We start from the raw sequence: 17360 nt of genomic DNA, 5'->3' as shown, positions 1-17360 counted from the left end.
AATTGCTGCGGCGCCGCTAAGTTCTTGGACCGGCGCGCGCGGCTTGCTAGATTGATCGAAACGCGCCGGGCCTCGCGCCCGGCGCAGCTTTGTACGGCCTCGCCGAGACGAAATCCTGGAAGCCAGATGAACAAGCCCGTGAGCCCCGAGACTTTTGACGCGCGCGGCGCCGCCGCCATGTTCGAGCGCTATCGCCGCGAGGATTCCCCCAAGCCCGCGATCTGGAACGACACGCTCGACCTGATCCTCGCCCATCGCTCGCATCGTAATTATCTCGACCAGCCGCTCCCGCAAGGCGCGCTGGAGACGATCGTCGCCGCCGCGCAATCGGCCTCCACCTCCTCCAATCTCCAGGTCTGGAGCGTCGTCGCGGTCGAGGACGAGGACCGCAAGATCCGCCTCGCCGATCTCGCCGGCGGGCAGAAGCACATTCGCGACTGCAAGCTGCTGCTCATCTGGCTGTGCGATCTCGCGCGCCTCGAATTGCTCGGCAAGGAAAAGGGCCGCGACGCCGCCGCGCTGCCTTATCTCGAAATCTTCATGACCGGCGTCGTCGACGCCGCGCTCGCCGCGCAGAACGCGGTCACCGCGCTGGAGTCGCTCGGTCTCGGCTGCTGCTATATCGGCGCCATGCGCAACAAGCCCGAGGAAGTGGCGAAGGAGCTGAACCTTCCGCCCCACGTCTTCGCCGTCTTCGGCATGACGATCGGCGTGCCGGACCCGGCCGCCAACGCCGGCGTGAAGCCGCGTCTGGGCCAAGGCGCCGTTCTGCATCGCGAGCAGTATCATTGGGACGACGCGCAGCGCGACGCGATCGAGACGCTCGACGTGAAGTTCAAGGACTTCCAGAAGGAGCAGGGCTTGCCCGAGCAGGGCTGGATCCGTCAGGTGCTGTCGCGCGTGCGCGGCGTCGACGCCATGAGCGGGCGCGACCGTCTGCGCGAGGCGCTGAAGGCGCTGGGCTTTGAGCTGCGGTAGGTCGTTCCGGTTAACACCCGAGGCGGCCTCGTCCTTCGAGACGCCAGCTTCGCTCGCTCCTCAGGATGAGGCCTAAGTGTTCTCGGTAGACGAAGAAGCCCCTCATGCTGAGGAGCTTGCGAAGCAAGCGTCTCGAAGCGCGAGGGGCGTCGACCCGTCTGTCGCCGTTTCAAAGGCGCGCTCGTGACGATAACGCTCGAAAAACCCACTGAGGATATCGACGGCGACGCCATCGTCGACAAGATCGCCTGGCGGCTCATTCCGCTACTCGTCACGGGCTTCTTCGTCGCCTATCTCGACCGCGTGAATGTCGGCTTCGCCGCGCTCACCATGAACAAGGAGCTCGGCTTCACGCCCGAATTCTACGGCTGGGCGGCGGGCGTCTTCTTCATCGGCTATTGCCTCTTCGAGGCGCCGAGCAATTACGTGATGCACCGGGTCGGCGCGCGGCTCTGGATCGCGCGCATCATGGTGAGCTGGGGAATCATCGCCGCGATCACCGCCTGCGTCTGGGGCGAGGAGAGCTTCGTCGTCCTGCGCTTCCTGCTCGGCGCTGCGGAGGCGGGCTTCGCGCCGGGCGTCATTCTCTACCTCACCTACTGGATCCCCGCCGCGCAGCGCGCGCGCATCCTCGCGGGCTTCCTCATCGCCGTGCCTTTGGGAAGCGCCATCGGCTCGCCGATCTCGGGCGTCATCCTCTCGACCATGGACGGCGTCGCGGGTTTTTCCGGCTGGCGCTGGTTGTATCTCCTCGAAGCGCTCCCCTCGATCCTCCTTGGCGTCGTCTGTTTCTATTATCTCCCGGATCGCCCGACCGAGGCTAAATGGCTTAGCTCCGCCGAGCGCGACTGGATCGAGACGACGCTGGCGCGCGAGGCGCCGCCGCAGGACGGCAATCACTGGCGCGCGCTGACCGACCCGCGCATCCTCATTCTCGGCGTCGCCTATTTCGGCGTGGTGATGGCGCTCTACGGCCTCTCCTTCTGGCTGCCGCAGATCATCAAGGGCTTCGGCGCCTCGACACTGGCGACGGGCTTCCTCGCGGCCATTCCCTATGCCTGCGGCGCGCTCGCCATGTGGCTCTTGAGCCGGAGCTCGGATCGCAATCGCGAGACGGTGTATCACACGGCGATCGTCGCGGTTCTCGGTAGCGTCGGCCTCGCCGCCGCCGCCTATGCGCCCTCGCATTCGATCGCGATGATCGCGCTGACGCTCGCCGCCATGGGGTCCGTTTCGGCGCTGCCGACCTTCTGGAGCTTCTGCACGCTGGCGCTCGGTCCCGCCGACGCCGTTGTGGGCGTCGCGGTGATCAACTCCATCGGCAATCTCTCGGGGCTCGCCGGGCCCTGGCTCGTCGGCCTGATCAAGGGCGCGACGGGGGAGTTTTCGGACGCGCTGCTCGCTCTTGCGGCGGGGCCGTTACTGACGGCCATTTTGATCTTGCGGCTCGGGCGGGGCGTACCCCGCCGCTGATGTCGTCGCGGCCGAAACGCGCTTTATCGCGTGGGCGATTTCCAGATGATCGTGGGCGACGCGCCTTGGCTGGCGGGCGCTTCTTGCGCCGCTGGCGCGCCCTTCGAGTCTTGAGGCCCGGCCGAGCCCATAACGCCGTGGTTCAACTGGCTGTGATCCATCCCGTCGACATTGGGATCGCCCGCCTGCTTGGCCGCGGCGCCCGCCGCTTCAGGCGAAGCGCCGCCAGCGTCTGCGCCCGCGACCGCTTGCGTCACGCCCAGCGCCAGAAGGCCAGCAAAGGCCATGCTCAACAATTTATAACGCGCCATATGTTTCTCCGCCCGTTCTGCGGCCGCATGCGTCGCGGCCGAAGCGCATTATAGCGAGAGAGGCGCTGCGATTATCTCTCTATTTTTGCGCTTATTCCCGAGCTTCAGCCGGCCCCTTTCGTGAGGGCTCACGATCTGGCTCCACAAGCCGTCCTCAGGAGGATATGGGCGGTTTGTGGAGATGAGGATAAGATTTTGGGTAGCGGCGCCCATGCTCCGGTGGAATTGCGAAAGGGAGGCGGTCCGCAGCGCCATTGTCGTTCATGGCGGGAATGCCGGAACTGGATGAAGCGCTGGGTCTGCCCCCTCTCCTGCGCGAAGCGCGGGGGAGGGTTGGGGAGGGGGCGCTCCCGAATCTCTGGCTGCCACGCACGCCCTTCGATCCAGGCTAATATCGTCTCGCAGACGCCACCGAGATTCCGATAGACGTCCTCATTCGCGACGCGCAGGACGCGATACCCGTTTGCTGCAAACCATTGATCGCGTCGCCTGTCATAGGCGATCTGTTCCTCGCTCGAATGCGTCGCGCCGTCGACCTCGACGATGAGGCGCGCGTCCACGCAAAGAAAATCCGCCACGAATGGCCCGCAGGGCGCCTGCCGTCGGAATGACAGTCCCGCGAGTCGATGCGCGCGCAGCGAGTGCCAGAGTTTGCGTTCCGCGTCTGAGAGTTCCCGTCGCAAATTGCGGGCGCGTTTGGTCATGATGCGGGTTTGCCGCAATGAACCCTCGCTTCGCTCGGCCCCCTCCCTGTCCCTCCCCCGCTTCGCGGGAGAGGGGACGCGCGGCGCCATTGTCGCTCAAGCCAAAAATGGGTGAACCAGAATCCGCACAATATGCATCTGTGCGGAGAAAGTCGGAAATGTGATGAGTTACCCCTCAATCTCCTCCCGCTTGATCTCCAGTTCCAGCCACTCCTCCTCCGCAGCCGCCAGCTCGCTCTCGATCGCCGCGAACATCTCGCTCGCCTTGGCAAATTTCGCGGCGTCCTTGGCGTAAAGCTCGGGATCGTCCAGCAGCGCCTGCAATTTCGCGCGCTTGGCTTTCAGCTCGTCCATCTTCGCGGGCAGCGTCGCCAAGGCGTGCTGTTCCTTGAAGGAGAGCTTCGCTTTCGCGGGCGCTTTTTCGGCGGGCCTTTCCTTGGCGACCTTCTCCTTCGGCGCCTGCGACGCCACGACGCCGCGTGCGTCGACGCCGCGGCCGCGTTGCGCGATCATGTCGCTATAGCCGCCCGCATATTCCAGCCAGCGGCCGTCGCCCTCGCTCATCAGCACGCTCGTCGCGATGCGGTCGAGAAAGTCGCGATCGTGGCTGACGACGATCAGCGTGCCGGGATAATCGGCGAGCATTTCTTCGAGAAGGTCGAGCGTTTCGAGATCGAGATCGTTGGTCGGCTCGTCGAGCACGAGAAGGTTCGACGGCTTGGCCAGCGCGCGCGCGAGCATCAGACGGCCGCGCTCGCCGCCCGAGAGCTTGCCGATGGGCGTGCGCGCCTGTTCGGGCTTGAAGAGGAAGTCCTTCATGTAGCCGACGACATGACGCCGCTCGCCATTGATCTCGACCGTGTCCGAGCCCCCGCCGGTGAGCGCGTCCTGAAGCGTCGTTTCGGGCTTGAGGCTCGCGCGGCTCTGATCGAGCGTCGCCATCTCCAGCCCCGCGCCGAGCTTCACCTTGCCGCTGTCGGGCGCCAGCACGCCGGTCAGGAGATTGATCAGCGTCGTCTTGCCCGCGCCATTGGCGCCGACAATGCCAAGCCGGTCGCCGCGCAGCACGCGGGTCGTGAAATTGTCGATGATGACCCGCTCGCCATAGCTTTTTCCGATGCGGAACGCCTCGATGACGAGCTTGCCGGAGAGGTTCGCCTCGCTCGCCTCGAGCTTCACCTCGCCCGTCGGCATCACGCGGTTTTTGCGCTCGGCGCGCAGCGAATGGAGGCCGGCGAGCCGCTTCATGTTGCGCTTGCGCCGGCCGGAGACGCCGTGGCGCAGCCAATGCTCTTCATTGGCGATCTTGCGCTCGAGCTTGTGGGCCTGCTTCTCTTCCTCCTCCAGCTCCTTGTCGCGCCAGGCCTCGAATTCCGCGAAGCCGCGCGAGAGATGCTTGGCGCGGCCGCGGTCGATCCAGACGGTCTCGCGCGTCAGGTCCTGCAAAAAGCGGCGGTCGTGGCTGATGATGACCATGGCCGAGCGCAGGCCGGCGAGCCGCTCTTCGAGCCAGAGGATGGTCGGCAGGTCGAGATGGTTCGTCGGCTCGTCGAGGAGCAGAATGTCGGGCTCGGGCGCGAGAACGCGGGCGAGCGCCGCGCGGCGGGCTTCGCCGCCCGAGAGGTTCGACGGGTCCTCGTCGCCGGTGAGGCCGAGCTCCAGCAGCAGCGTTCGGGCGATGTGCGGGTCGTCGAGCGGCCCCAACCCGGCCTCGACATAGGCGGCCGTGGTGGGGAAGCCGGAAAAGTCCGGCTCCTGCGGCAGATAGCGCAGCGACGCCCCGGGCTGGAAGAAGCGCTGGCCGGCGTCGGATTCGAGCTCCCCTGCCGCGATCCTGAGCAGGGTCGACTTGCCTGAGCCGTTGCGGCCCACAAGGGCGACGCGCGCGCCGGGCGCGACGGAAAGGTCGGCGCCCTCCAGAAGCGGCTTGCCGCCAAGGGTGAGCATGACGCCCTGAAGGGCGAGAAGGGGAGGGGGAGCCATCTGAGCTTTTTTGCCGTATTTTTCGAGAACCGTTGGCTCTTTTCCATGGCCGCGACGATTTTGTCACCTCCCGGCGCCCCCAAAGCGGGCGAAAAGGTCTTTCAAAAAATGTGAAATGGGGCCATGTCTTTCGTTATGACGGACTCTCAAGAAGACAGGCTGGTCGAAGCCCTTCGCATCGTGGACGTCCATGGCGACGTCGCGCCGCCGCATGTCCAGGACCCGATGACCATGGTCATCCGCCAGAGGGCGCTCATCGCCGATCTCATGCGCTGGGATGACAGGAGCGGCCGTTACGTCCTCACGGGCACGGGCCGCAGCCGCATCACCGCGCGCCATCGGGCGCCCGGCGCGGTGCTGCGCTTCAAGCCCCGCGCCGAGCTGGCCGGGGCCAAACGGCGCAGCGGGGATTAGGCCGGAATCTTTCCGCTCTTCGGCTTCTGGCCCTTGCGCTTGGGGCCATGCCCGGCGCCCGCGTCGCGCCTTTCCGGGCGCTCGTCGCGGGCCTTGGGGCGCGCTCCCTTCGGCGGCCGTGCGTTCCCCGCATCCTGCGGTCCCTCCAGCCTCTCCACCCGAATATTGTCGCCGCCGGGCCGCCGCATATTGGCGGCGAAGTCGCCCGCCGCCGCCTCCGCGATCTCCACCCGCGTGTCGTGATCGAAAATGCGGATCGCGCCGATATCGTCGCGCGTGACGTTGCCCTTCCGGCAGAGCATGGGCAGCAGCCATTTCGGGTCCGCGTTCTTCTTGCGGCCGATGTCGAGGCGAAACCAGACCGCGGGCCCGCCGAGGCTCTTCGCCGGCCGCGCCTTGCCGGGCTCCCGGGGCTCCCTCTCGTGCGGTCGCCCTTCGTCGCGTCGCGGACGCATGCTGCGCGTTTCCCCGGGGTCGCTCACTTCCTCGATCGCCGGCAGGCGCGCGCGCCAGAGCCGCGCCAGCACGGCGCCGATCTCTTCGGGCGTGCGCTCCGCGACGAGCAGCCGGCCCAGCGCAAGATCTTCCTCCGACGGCGTTTCCGTCAACAGAGGGTCCTGCAACATGCGTTGCTGATCCAGCCTGCGGATCTCCTCGGCGTCCGGCGGCCCGCTCCAGCGCGCATGGACGCCGGCTTCGCCAAGCAGGCGCTCCGCGCGCCTCGCCCTCGATCCCGGCACGAGGAGCGCGCTGACGCCCTTGCGGCCGGCGCGTCCCGTCCGGCCGCTGCGATGCTGCAGGGCCTCGGTGTCGTGCGGCAGATCGGCGTGGATCACGAGGCCGAGATTGGGAAGGTCGATGCCGCGCGCCGCGACGTCGGTCGCGACGCAGACGCTGGCGCGTCCGTCGCGCAGCGCCTGCATCGAATGATTGCGCTCGTGCTGGCTCAGCTCGCCCGAAAGGAGCACCGCTCCAAAGCCGCGCTCCACCAGCGTCGCATGGAGATGGCGCACCGCCTCGCGCGTATTGCAGAACACGATGGCGGTCTGCGACTCGAAATAGCGCAGCAGATTGATGGTCGCGTGCTCGATCTCGTTCGGCGCGACCCGGACGGCGCGATACTCGATGTCGGCGTGGCCGCGCTCGGTTCCCGCGACGTCGATGCGCAGCGCGTCGCGCTGGTAACGCTTGGCGAGCGCGACGATGCCCTTGGGCATGGTCGCCGAAAAGAGCAGCGTGCGCCGCTCCGGCGGGGTCGCGTCGAGAATGAATTCGAGGTCTTCACGGAACCCGAGATCGAGCATCTCGTCGGCTTCGTCGAGCACGACGGCCCTGAGTTTGTGGGGGACGAGCCCGCCGCGCTCGATATGGTCGCGCAGGCGCCCCGGCGTGCCGACGATGATATGCGCGCCCTCCGACATTTTGCGGCGCTCGAGGCGCGCATCCATGCCGCCGACGCAGGCGACGATCTTCGCCTCGGCGTAGCGATAGAGCCATTGCAGCTCGCGCTCGACCTGCAAGGCGAGTTCGCGCGTCGGCGCGACGATGAGGGCGACGGGGGCGCCGGGCTGGCCCAGACGCTCGCGGCCTTCCAGGATCGTCGAGGCGATGGCGAGGCCGAAGGCCACGGTCTTGCCGGAGCCCGTCTGCGCGGAAACGAGAAGGTCGCGGCCTTCGGTCTCGCTGCCGAGAACGGCGGTTTGAACCGGGGTCGGGGTCGTATAGTCGCGCTCGGAAAGCGCGCGGGCCAGCGGTGCGCCGGCGGTCAAAAAGGTCACTTGCGCCTTGCCTGATGGGAGGGAAGCGGCGCGACCTTAGTGGAATTCTCGCGGCGGCGCCATCTTTTGCGCTTAGGGCGTCTCCTGCCGCATCAGCAGCAACTGCCCGCCTTCCACGATCTCCACGTCCTTCTTTCCCTCGCGCATCGCCTGGAAATGCGGTTGCGCGGTCAGGAGGAAGGCGCGTTGCTTCGACCCGCCCAGCAGCGGCGTCACGTCGATGATTCCCGAGGATTCCTCGTCCATCGAGAGCGCGCCTTCCTTCCCGAACAGCGCCGGATCGTGCCGGGCGAGCGGCAGGAGCGCGCCGGTCTTCGGATCGAACTGGTGGATACGTGCGAGATAGGTTCCCTCGTAGGGATCTTCCTGCAGGAAGACCTGCCCATTTTCGGCGACGGTCATGTTGTCCAGCATATGCTGGCCCTCGTCGCCCCGCAGGAGAATGCGGATCGTTCCGCCTTTCTGGGGCTGCGAGAAATCGTCGAAGTCCACGGCCCAGAGACGGCTCGGCTGGTCGAAGGTCGCGGTGGTGTTGAAGTAGAAGCGGTTCGGATCGCGCGTATCCCAGGCCCCGTCTTCGGGGCGCAGGAATTCCGTGACGCCGTTTCGCTTTCTCAGCGCGTCAATCTCACGTCCGGACAGCGCGCTGACGTCGCCGAGATCGACCAGCGTAAAGCGGGCGGCTTTCTCGGGACCGAGGGGATCAAGGACCGGCGCCTCGCTCGGCATCGCCTCGATCTTCAGACCGAAAAGGCGCCCATGCGCGAGGCCGGCGCGCTCGACCGCGTCGCCGGTCGCCTGCTTGTCGCCGGCGTAGAAATAGACTTCCCCCTTCGGATGCGCGTCTTCCATCATGCCGACAATGGTCCGGCGGCCGCCTTGCGGATGCGCCACCAGATTTTCGAAAGCCATGTTGCCGAGCGCGGCAAGCTCGTAGGATTTGCCCGCCTCCGGCCCCGTCACGACATGCGCGAAGGGCCGCCCTTCCGGGTCCTGCTCTTCCCCGCTCATGAAGATGCGGCCGTCATAGCCGAGTCCGCTCGCCGGATCGTAGAAGGCCGTTCCGCCCGCGAGGTCGGCCGAGCAGAGCTTGCCGAGGGGCGTCTTGAGCGGAACATAACGCCCGCTCGCCGCATCATAGTCGAAAGCCTGCTCGATGAGGTCGCCGGCGCTCGTGACGCGCAGGCTCGCCTTATCGATGACGAGCCTGCTGACGAAGGCGCCGGCGAAGCCGTGGCGGCGGACGACCCCTGCGCCGGGCTTCAATTCATGATCCATGAGGACCGTGATCGTGCCGTCGCCATTGTCGAAGGCGCCGAGCCCGTCGGGCGCGCCCGCCATGCGCCAGGGCGTCCCGTCGGGCTTCTGGCCGATCGCGTCGCCGGCGGTGAGGATGGATGTGAAGGAGACGCCGGGCGCGAGCGGTTCGAGATAAGGCGGAGTTGTCGTCGAGGGGCCCATCGCGCCGGGCGGCGGAGTCGTTTCCGCGAGGGTGGTCGCGGCGAAACCAATGAGGGCGGCGCAGAGGCCGCCGAAAGTCACGCGCCGCATATCAGGCTCCGAACTGCGCCGGACTCCGTCATTGCCACCCATTGAAGACGATAGGCTGACAGGTGAGGGGATTGCCTTCGGGTTAGTCGAGAAACCTCCGAGGCGGCCTCGCCCTTCGAGACGCGCCCTTCGGGCGCTCCTCAGGGTGAGGCCTAAGTGTTTCACGAACCAAGAACAAGCCCCTCATGCTGGAGACCTTTGCACGAAACGTTTCGGCGTGATTCACTCCCGGCAGAGCGGGAGGATGATCATGCCGAAGCGCCGAGTGGGCCAGCTTGATTTTGTCGATGGGTTGGTTGCCCAGCGCCCTCAATCCCGGCCTTCGGCTCTGATGGAGATCGCGCGCCTCGTCGATTGGGCGCCCTTCGAGAAGCTGCTCGGGGCGATTCCGGTCGCGGCGAGGGGCGAGCCCTCCTATCCGGCGCTCGTCATGTTCAAGGCGCTGCTCCTTCAGCGATGGCATGGCCTTTCCGATCCGGAAATGGAGACGGCGCTGGCGGATCGCCTGAGCTTCATGGCTTTCGCCGGCCTCGCGCTCGGCGATCCGACGCCGGATCACTCGACCATCTGGCGTTTCCGCGAGAAGCTTGGGAGCCATGATCTGCTCGACCCGTTGCTGGCGGAGGCCAATCGCCAGATCGAGGCGGCGGGGCTCATGGTCAAGCAAGGCACGCTGATCGACGCGACGCTGGTGACGAGCGCTGCCAGACGCCCGCGCATGGATGAAGGAAAGACAAGTTCGACCGACAAGGAGGCGCGGTTCGGCACGACCAATGAACGCGGCCGTTTCGCCTTTGGCTACAAGATGCATGTGGCGGTCGACGCCGGCTCCGGCCTCGTGCGCGACATGAGGCTGACGCCGGCCAATGTGCAGGACGTCTCGGTCGCGCCGCAACTTCTCGATCAGGCGGCGGGGACCGTCTATGCGGATCGCGGCTATGACAGCGACGGACTGCGGTCGGAGCTTGCGCGGCGGGAACTGGGCGACGGCCTCATGCGCCGCAAGCGCGGCCGGCCCCTGACGGAAGCGGACGTCGCGCGCAATCATGAGCTGTCGCTGGTTCGCCGCGCGGTCGAAAGCCTATTCGGCACGATGAAGCGAACTTATCGGCTCGGCCGCATGCGCGCCTTTTCGCAATTAAGCAACGCCGCCGATCTCACGCTCTTCTGCCTCGCCTTCAATCTACGTCGCTGGCGCGTCCTCGCGGCGCAGTGAAGGCAAGGCGGACGCCCCGGGGAGCGTCCGCCCAGCGCTGGTCTGTCCAGGCGAAGCATCCCCGCCGCCCAAACCGACAGATCCAACAGCGGCCCACGGGCCGTTAAACCCGTCTCGCGCAGACACCCGCTTCCGTGCAAAGGTCTCCATGCTGAGGAGCCTGCAAAGCAGGCGTCTCGAAGCGCGAGGGGCGTCGGCATGCCTTGATAGACTGTCTAAGGAAAACCCTCCGCCCGTTAGCCCCCGAGCCCCAGCGCCTTCCGCACCCGCGCCGAATAGCCGTAGAGATCGGGCCGCTGCACGAGCCGTCCCATATCGTCCACGTAAGCCGTGAAATAGACGATATGCACCGGCAGGGGCTTGGTCAGATTGATGTAGCGCTCGCTCGGGCCAATCATCTTCTTGACGCGCTCTTCCGACCAGCCGCTGCCGGGGCCGAGCACCGCCGAGGCCAGCGCGAAGGGCTGGTCGACGCGCATGCAGCCATGGCTGAAAGCGCGGTGCGACTGCGAAAAGAGGCCGCGCGACGGCGTGTCGTGCATGTAAACCGCGTAGTCGTTCGGGAAAACGAATTTGATGCGGCCGAGGGCGTTCTTCTCGCCCGGCGGCTGGCGCACCACCATCTGCCCGTTGCGATAGGAGACCTGATAGCCCGCGCCGACGTCGCCCTTCCACTCCTTCTGGATGATGGATTGCGGCACGTACCAGGACGGGTTGACGATGATCTCCCGCATCGCGTTGGAGAAGATCGGCGTGGGCGTCTCCACCTTGCCGACGATCACGCGCGTGCGATGCGCGACCATATTGTTGCGAATGACCGCCAGCTCGAAGTCGGGGATGTTCACCTCGATGCGCTCGTCGCCCATGTCGCGCGGCAGCCAGCGCCAGCGCTCCATATTGGCGAGGATTTCCCCTTCCATCGCCGAGGTCGAAGCGCCGCCAAGCGTCTCCATGCGGCGGCGCTTGGATTTCACGGCCGGCATGGCGTCGGTCTGCGCGACGCCTTCCTCGGCGGCGGCGACGCGCTCATTGGCTTCGGGCAGGCCCGCGCGGCGCCCGCGCAGCTCGGCGAGCTTCTCGCGCAATTGCTGATAGCCGAAATGCGGCGGGTTGAAATCCTGCAGCGTCTCGCCGGCGCGATAGCCGGCGCCGGAAACCTGCGCGATCGCTTCCGCCGGGTCGGGCAGCCAGGTCTTGGCGCCGATGAGGCGCGAGAGCCTTTGCGGCTCCAGCCGCCCGCCGCGCGCCTGATTGGCGTAGGTCGCGACGGCCTCGGAGAGGGCGAGTTCGTCCGCGACAGAGGGGGCGCCCGCATCGGCGGCCGGGATCGTCAGGCCGCGCAGATCAAGCCCGTCCTCATTCGCCGCGCGCAGACGCGTGACGGCGGAGGCGGCGCCTTCGCGCCAGCCATTGGCGTCGGTCCAGAAGGGCTCGAAATGGCGCGCGACATAGGCCGCCGCGATCTTGGCGCGCATCGCGCGGCGCGGCGCGTTGCGGGCGACGTCGGGCGCGTTGGTCCAGTCCGTCAGCGCCGAGGCGAGGGCGCGCTGGTTCTCGGGCAGGAGATTCCAGGCGAGGTCGAGTTCGTCCGGGGCGGCTGGCTCGACGCGCAGCTTCGCGGCCGTGAGCGCGACGACGGGCGGCGCTTCGGGCGCGGCCAGCGCGTCGATCGGCTGGACGGTCGACGCCTTGACGAGGCCGGTCAGCGCGACGGCGGCGGGCGGCGTGAAGAGATCGGCGCGGCGCGGCTCGGCGCCCGCCGGCGCGGCCGCGAGCGCCGCCGTCAGCGCGACGGCTGAAAGGGAGAATCGAGCAAAAATGTTGCGAGCCTGCATGGCTGCCTCGCACGAAACCGGGATACGGCGCGGATTCGTAAACCAAAACGGTTAAGGATATTGGCGTGGCGTCGCCGTGCGCCGCGCCAGGTTCTGACACAATATCTAGCGTGCGGGCGTCCGGCTGTTAATTGGCGCACACGGCAAAGCGCGCGCTTTTGTCGCAAAAAGCGACAGTGTGGCGTGGGGGACACATGCCGGATGGCAGGGGCGCCGCTTTGGCGCCATAGCGAGGTCCGCCATCCGGCGCTATGGTAGGAAGGATCAGACGAGGCAGCCGGATGAAGCCCTATATCGTGATCGTCCACAAGGACGAGAACAGCGCCTATGGCATGACCTTCCCCGACGCGCCGGGATGCTTTTCCGCCGCCGATGAGATCGACGATCTCTTCGCGATGGCGAATGAAGCGCTGGAGCTTTGGGGCGAGGGGATGCGGGAGGATGGGCTGCCGATTCCGGAGCCGCGCGATTTCGAGGCGCTGCGCGCCGATCCCAAATGGGCCGAGCAATTGAAAGCCGCGGATATCGTCATCGCGGTGGCGGCGCCTTGGGCCGAGAGGCGAGAGGCGGCGGAGTAATCAGTCCTTCGCCCAGCCGGCTCCCTCATAAATGCTGGCGACTGTTTTCGGCGGCATGTCTTTCTTCGGATGAGGCACGGTTATGCGACCGGGCTTTGCCGGATGCTTGAATTGATGATGTGAGCCTTTCGAGCGCACGAGTCGCCAGCCTTCCTTTTCGAGGCGGCGGATAATGTCGCGGCTGTTCGTGAGCATTGGCGCCTACGATTTTGTTGAGCGCCTATCCAAATATCACCAAGGCCGCTTAAAAGCCCAAATCCACGGGGTTTGTCCACAGATGATGAGTCTAGTGCTGGGCTTATGTTCTTTCTCTGTTCCTAATACTCCGAATTACCCCGCCTCCAAAAACGTCTCCAGCACCATCTTCCGCCCGGCCTTATCAAAATCCACCGTGCATTTGTTCCCGTCCACCGCCGCCACCGTGCCTGGCCTTCTATGGTCAGCGGTTGCTTCGAACGCGACGGGCGTGACGCGGGTTCGGCTTTCGCCGCCTGCGCGCGCTTCCAGCCGGGGGAGCTGTAGTTCGAGTTGTAAGTATCGAGATTGGCGAAGCGCGAGACGGCGTAGCCGCCATATTGCGACGCGCTCGGCGCCTCCACCACCTCGACATGGGTCGGCGGCAGATTGTCGACGAAACGCGACGGCACGGTCGGCTGCCACAGGCCGCGAATGCGGCGATTGCTCGCAAAGAAAATGCGCGCGCGCTTTTTCGCGCGCGTGAGGCCGACATAAGCGAGGCGGCGTTCTTCCTCCAGCCCCGCGCGGCCCTGCTCGTCGAGCGAGCGCTGATGCGGGAAGAGTCCTTCCTCCCAGCCGGGCAGATACACGGTCTCGAATTCCAGCCCCTTCGCGCCGTGCAGCGTCATGATCGAGACGCGCTCCTGCTCCTTCGACTCGTCCGCCTCCATCACCAGCGACACATGTTCGAGGAAGGCGGCGAGGTCGGGAAACTCCTCCATCGCGCGGACGAGTTCCTTGAGGTTTTCGAGGCGGCCGGCGGCTTCGGGCGTCTTGTCGTCGCGCCACATCTGCGTATAGCCGGACTCATCGAGCACCATTTCGGCGAGCTCGTGCTGCGGCTTCGTTTCGATGAGAGATTGCCAGCGGTCGAAATCGGCGACGAGATTTTTCAATGCGCCGCGCGGCTTCGGCTTCAGCTCTTCGGTTTCGGTGAGAAAGCGCGCCGCCTGCATCAGCGGAATGCGTTCGCGACGCGCATATTCGTGCAGCAATTGCACCGTCGCGTCGCCCAACCCGCGCTTGGGCGTATTGACGATGCGCTCGAATGCGAGATCGTCGGCAGGATGGGCGACGCAGCGCAGATAGGCGAGCGCGTCGCGGATTTCCAAGCGCTCATAGAAGCGCGGGCCGCCGATGACGCGATAGGGCAGGCCAATCTCGACGAAGCGTTCTTCGAATTCGCGCATCTGGAAGGACGCGCGCACGAGAATGGCGATCTCTTCGAGCGAATGGCCCTTGCGCTGCAATTGCTCGATGTCTTCGCCGATGACGCGCGCTTCCTCCTGGCTGTCCCACACGCCGGTGAGCGTCGGCTTCTCGCCCTCCTCGCCGTCGGTGAACAGCGTCTTGCCGAGGCGCCCCTCATTATGGCGATGAGATGCGAGGCGGCGGCGAGGATGTGTCCCGTCGAGCGGTAATTGCGCTCGAGCCGCACGATCTTCGCGCCAGGAAAATCCTGCTCGAAGCGCAGAATGTTTTCGACTTCCGCACCGCGCCAGCCATAGACGCTCTGATCGTCGTCGCCGACGCAGCAGACATTGCGACGGCCCTGCGAGATCAGGCGCAGCCAGAGATATTGCGCGATGTTCGTGTCCTGATACTCGTCGACGAGGATGTATTTGAAGCGCTGGTTGTAATCCGCGAGCACGTCGGGGTGCTCGCGAAAGAGCCGCAGCGTTTCGAGCAGCAGGTCGCCGAAATCGACGGCGTTGAGAATTTTGAGGCGCTCCTGATAGAGGGCGTAGAGCGCGCCGCCCTTGCCGTTGGCGAAACTCTCCGCTTCGCCCGCGGGCACGTGGTTCGGCAACAGGCCGCGATTTTTCCAGCCGTCGATGCGTTGCGCGAGCGCGCGGGCGGGCCAGCGTTTGTCGTCGACATTTTCGGCTTGCAACACTTGCTTGAGCAGCCGGATCTGGTCGTCCGTGTCGAGGATCGTGAAATTGGGCTTGAGGCCGACAAGCTCGGCGTGGCGGCGCAGGATCTTCGCGCTGATGGCGTGAAAGGTGCCGAGCCATTGCATGGCCTGCGCGCCTTCGCCGACCAGCATCTCGATGCGCTCGCGCATCTCGCGCGCCGCCTTGTTGGTGAAGGTGACGGCCAGAATTTCATAGGCGCGCGCCTTGCCGAGCGCGAGGATATGCGCGATGCGCGTCGTGAGCGCGCGCGTCTTGCCGGTGCCGGCGCCGGCGAGCACCAGCACCGGCCCGTCCAGCGTCTCGACCGCGGCGCGCTGCTCCGGGTTCAGCCCGTCGAGATAGCGCGGCCGCTGCGCCGCGGCGGCCGCCCGCGCGGCGAGCCCGCCTTCCTGCGGCGCGTAATCGTCAAAACTGGACAAGGGGTTGCTCCTCATGATTCCGCTGGCCAGCATATAGGAGAACGGAAGGGGAATCACGAATTCGCGGCGTGCTGCCGGGAAATGCTCGGAGTGCCGGCCAGAGACCCACCCTCCCCTGGAGGGGGAGGGTCGGCGCAACGCGCCGGGGTGGGGTGGAGCCACGCGTCCAATGCCGGGGGGAAAAGCGCGTTCCTTTTTCGCGCCTTTCGGCGCGGCGTCACCCCACCCCGAAGCGCTTTGCGCTTCGACCCTCCCCCTCAAGGGGAGGGTAGGGGTGCGCTCTCCACCCAGCTATTTGGCGCTCACCCGCTCCAGCACGAACACCCGCAGCGCCGAGGATAAATTCGCCTCCCCGCGCCCGGCGTCCACCTGCGCCACGAGAGCCGCGAGCGACACGCCGTCCGCCGCCGCGATGTCCTTGAGCGCGCGCCAGAAAGGCTCCTCCAGCGAGACGCTGGTGCGGTGGCCGGCGATGACGATGGAATGTTTGACGACGCGAATCGCGGGTTTCGCGGCGTCGTTCACGCGGGCTCTTCCGGCGTCTCGCGTTTATGCGCGTCGAGCTTTACGGCGTCGAGCCGCTTTTGCGCGTCGGTCAGTGTGCGCTCTGCCTTGGTGCGCCCGAAGGCGACGCGGTTCGCCTGCGCGGCCTCTTCCTTCTCGCGCCTCTCGCGCGCCTTGCGGGCGCGGCGAAGATTGATGACCTCGCCCACGGACGCGTCGCTCAGGTCTTTTTGCGAAAAGCGTCGATGGAGACGACCTTGGCGTCGCCGCTCTCGCTCTCGGCGGCCTCGGCCGCCGGCGCTTCGGCTTTCTTTTGCGGAGCAGGCTTCTCGGCCGCGGCCTTCTCCGTGGCGTTCTTCTTGGCCTCGGCCTTGGCGGCCTTTGCAGGCGCGGGGGCCGGGGGCGCCTCGGTCGCGTCGTCGACGGCGCGCAGCGTCGGGCGCGCGGGCGGCGCCTCTTCCTCTTCTTCCTCTTCCTCTTCCATTTCGTCGAAATCGGCGGTCTCGAAGCGCAGGCCGAATTCGACCGACGGATCGTAGAAGCCGGTGATGGCGGCGAAGGGGATGTAGAGGTTTTCGGGGATCGAGCGGAAGGACAGCGTCACGCCGAAGCCTTCCTCGTCCACGATGAGGTTCGAATATTGGTGCTGCAGGATGATGGTCAGCTCCTGCGGCCACTGCTCGGCGAGCCGGCGCGACATTTTCACGCCCGGCGCGTCGGTGCGGAAGCTGATCGTGAAATGGTGCTCGCCGGGGAGATAGCCGCTGACGGCCACGTCTCCCAAAACCTTGCGCACCACGCTGCGCATCGCGTCCTGAACGAGAAGATCGTAACGAATAAGATCGGTCGCCATGCGCTCGTCCCTGGCGCCTGGACTTTCTCCGACAGCCCGCGCCTGAAATGAAAGTGGAGGCTTCTGTTGCCAGGCGCCTCCGAGCCCCGCCTAGAAGTGCTAACCCCTAGGGCTTTGATCCCAGTACCAGCGCTGCATTACGCAGCGACGGCCACCGGAGCATAGTTGTCGTTGGCAACTATAAGGTTTGACCCGATAACGGCGGTATCATGCCGAGCGAAAAAGCACCCTTTACGCCCCCGTCGATCCTATTTCGCCCCCGCCGCAGCCCGCCCAAGTCTTCGCTTTCGCAAGTCTTTGCTTTGACGGGCTCTGGTGGAGGCGCCGGGTACCGCCCCCGGGTCCGGATGGTTTATTACGATGTTCGTTTATCGCCATAGCCGGCGAACCGGCAGAACGAATATAGGGGCTCCGACAATTTTACGAAAGGGGCGCTTATGACGGCGCGGTGAATAAGGAAAACGCCCCAGGCGCGGCCGGAAGGGTTTGTTGACGAATCTTAAGGGCGCCTTGTCGCCGCGCCGCCGGCTTGAAACATGAAGCCCCTCACGCCGGGGGGCGCCTGAAAGGCAGGCGTCGCAGCATGAGGGGCGTTGTCGGCGGTTCC

At 66.0% G+C, this 17360-nt stretch carries 15 protein-coding genes, 1 other RNA gene and 1 pseudogene; 5 read left to right on the top strand and 12 right to left on the bottom strand.

Annotated elements, in window-relative coordinates; all coding sequences use genetic code 11:
• The first annotated feature begins 126 nt into the window (after positions 1–126).
• Together ACPFMJ_RS11085 and ACPFMJ_RS11080 are read left to right on the top strand one after the other, a co-directional pair.
• Positions 127–978, top strand: a complete 852-nt coding sequence (locus ACPFMJ_RS11085; RefSeq protein ID WP_424360103.1) for an NADPH-dependent oxidoreductase — start codon at positions 127–129, stop codon at positions 976–978.
• A gap of 183 nt (positions 979–1161) precedes the next feature.
• The gene (locus ACPFMJ_RS11080) at positions 1162–2451 is read left to right on the top strand and encodes an MFS transporter (protein ID WP_424360102.1); all 1290 of its coding nucleotides are present in this window, start codon (positions 1162–1164) and stop codon (positions 2449–2451) included.
• Between the two features lie 23 nt (positions 2452–2474).
• On the opposite strand, the gene ACPFMJ_RS11075 is transcribed toward ACPFMJ_RS11080, so the two are convergent.
• The 3 genes from ACPFMJ_RS11075 to ACPFMJ_RS11065 form a co-directional block, all read right to left on the bottom strand.
• The gene (locus tag ACPFMJ_RS11075) at positions 2475–2762 is read right to left on the bottom strand and encodes a hypothetical protein (RefSeq protein WP_424360101.1); all 288 of its coding nucleotides are present in this window, start codon (positions 2760–2762) and stop codon (positions 2475–2477) included.
• A 128-nt stretch (positions 2763–2890) separates the two neighbouring features.
• Positions 2891–3466, bottom strand: a complete 576-nt coding sequence (locus tag ACPFMJ_RS11070) for an endonuclease domain-containing protein (RefSeq protein WP_424360100.1) — start codon at positions 3464–3466, stop codon at positions 2891–2893.
• A 168-nt stretch (positions 3467–3634) separates the two neighbouring features.
• Positions 3635–5449 carry an ABC-F family ATP-binding cassette domain-containing protein gene (locus ACPFMJ_RS11065; RefSeq protein WP_424360099.1) on the bottom strand — a complete coding sequence of 605 codons (1815 nt, stop codon included), beginning with the start codon at positions 5447–5449 and terminating at the stop codon, positions 3635–3637.
• Positions 5450–5572: 123 nt separating this feature from the next.
• Between ACPFMJ_RS11065 and ACPFMJ_RS11060 the strand changes: the two genes are divergently transcribed.
• Positions 5573–5863, top strand: coding sequence for a hypothetical protein (locus ACPFMJ_RS11060; RefSeq protein WP_424360098.1), 291 nt, complete (start codon positions 5573–5575; stop codon positions 5861–5863).
• Here the strand turns inward: ACPFMJ_RS11060 and ACPFMJ_RS11055 are convergent.
• Together ACPFMJ_RS11055 and ACPFMJ_RS11050 are read right to left on the bottom strand one after the other, a co-directional pair.
• On the bottom strand, positions 5860–7641 hold the full coding sequence (locus ACPFMJ_RS11055) for a DEAD/DEAH box helicase (RefSeq protein WP_424360097.1): 1782 nt from the start codon (positions 7639–7641) through the stop codon (positions 5860–5862). The genes ACPFMJ_RS11060 and ACPFMJ_RS11055 overlap by 4 nt on opposite strands.
• Before the next feature lie 72 nt (positions 7642–7713).
• On the bottom strand, positions 7714–9192 hold the full coding sequence (locus tag ACPFMJ_RS11050; protein ID WP_424360096.1) for a hypothetical protein: 1479 nt from the start codon (positions 9190–9192) through the stop codon (positions 7714–7716).
• Positions 9193–9442: 250 nt separating this feature from the next.
• Here ACPFMJ_RS11050 and ACPFMJ_RS11045 point away from each other — a divergent pair, with 250 nt between their 5' ends.
• Entirely contained in the window at positions 9443–10408 is a 966-nt protein-coding gene (locus ACPFMJ_RS11045; protein ID WP_424360095.1) for an IS5 family transposase, read from the top strand.
• A gap of 236 nt (positions 10409–10644) precedes the next feature.
• Here ACPFMJ_RS11045 and ACPFMJ_RS11040 read toward each other — a convergent pair whose 3' ends face one another.
• Positions 10645–12243, bottom strand: a complete 1599-nt coding sequence (locus ACPFMJ_RS11040; protein ID WP_424360094.1) for a L,D-transpeptidase family protein — start codon at positions 12241–12243, stop codon at positions 10645–10647.
• 281 nt (positions 12244–12524) lie between these two features.
• Here ACPFMJ_RS11040 and ACPFMJ_RS11035 point away from each other — a divergent pair, with 281 nt between their 5' ends.
• Entirely contained in the window at positions 12525–12821 is a 297-nt protein-coding gene (locus tag ACPFMJ_RS11035) for a type II toxin-antitoxin system HicB family antitoxin (protein ID WP_424360093.1), read from the top strand.
• On the opposite strand, the gene ACPFMJ_RS11030 is transcribed toward ACPFMJ_RS11035, so the two are convergent.
• The 6 genes and pseudogenes from ACPFMJ_RS11030 to ssrA all read right to left on the bottom strand — a co-directional run bounded on the left by ACPFMJ_RS11030 (position 12822) and on the right by ssrA (position 17185).
• The gene (locus tag ACPFMJ_RS11030; protein WP_424360092.1) at positions 12822–13016 is read right to left on the bottom strand and encodes a type II toxin-antitoxin system HicA family toxin; all 195 of its coding nucleotides are present in this window, start codon (positions 13014–13016) and stop codon (positions 12822–12824) included. It lies immediately after the preceding gene.
• A 135-nt stretch (positions 13017–13151) separates the two neighbouring features.
• A pseudogene (locus ACPFMJ_RS11025) lies at positions 13152–15411 on the bottom strand (ATP-dependent helicase).
• A gap of 276 nt (positions 15412–15687) precedes the next feature.
• Positions 15688–15921: a ribbon-helix-helix domain-containing protein gene (locus ACPFMJ_RS11020; RefSeq protein ID WP_424360091.1), complete on the bottom strand. Its 234-nt coding sequence runs from the start codon at positions 15919–15921 to the stop codon at positions 15688–15690.
• Positions 15918–16109 (bottom strand): DUF4169 family protein, encoded by a 192-nt coding sequence (locus tag ACPFMJ_RS11015; protein WP_424360090.1) that lies wholly within the window; start codon positions 16107–16109, stop codon positions 15918–15920. The genes ACPFMJ_RS11020 and ACPFMJ_RS11015 overlap by 4 nt, the downstream gene beginning before the upstream one ends.
• Before the next feature lie 11 nt (positions 16110–16120).
• Positions 16121–16753 carry an SspB family protein gene (locus ACPFMJ_RS11010; protein WP_424360089.1) on the bottom strand — a complete coding sequence of 211 codons (633 nt, stop codon included), beginning with the start codon at positions 16751–16753 and terminating at the stop codon, positions 16121–16123.
• Positions 16754–16805: 52 nt separating this feature from the next.
• Positions 16806–17185, bottom strand: a transfer-messenger RNA (tmRNA) gene (gene ssrA, locus ACPFMJ_RS11005).
• Positions 17186–17360: the final 175 nt, after the last annotated feature.

The organism is Methylocystis parvus (assembly GCF_049675845.1).
Lineage (GTDB): Bacteria > Pseudomonadota > Alphaproteobacteria > Rhizobiales > Beijerinckiaceae > Methylocystis > Methylocystis parvus_A.
This window is presented reverse-complemented; position numbering and strand designations above follow the sequence as displayed.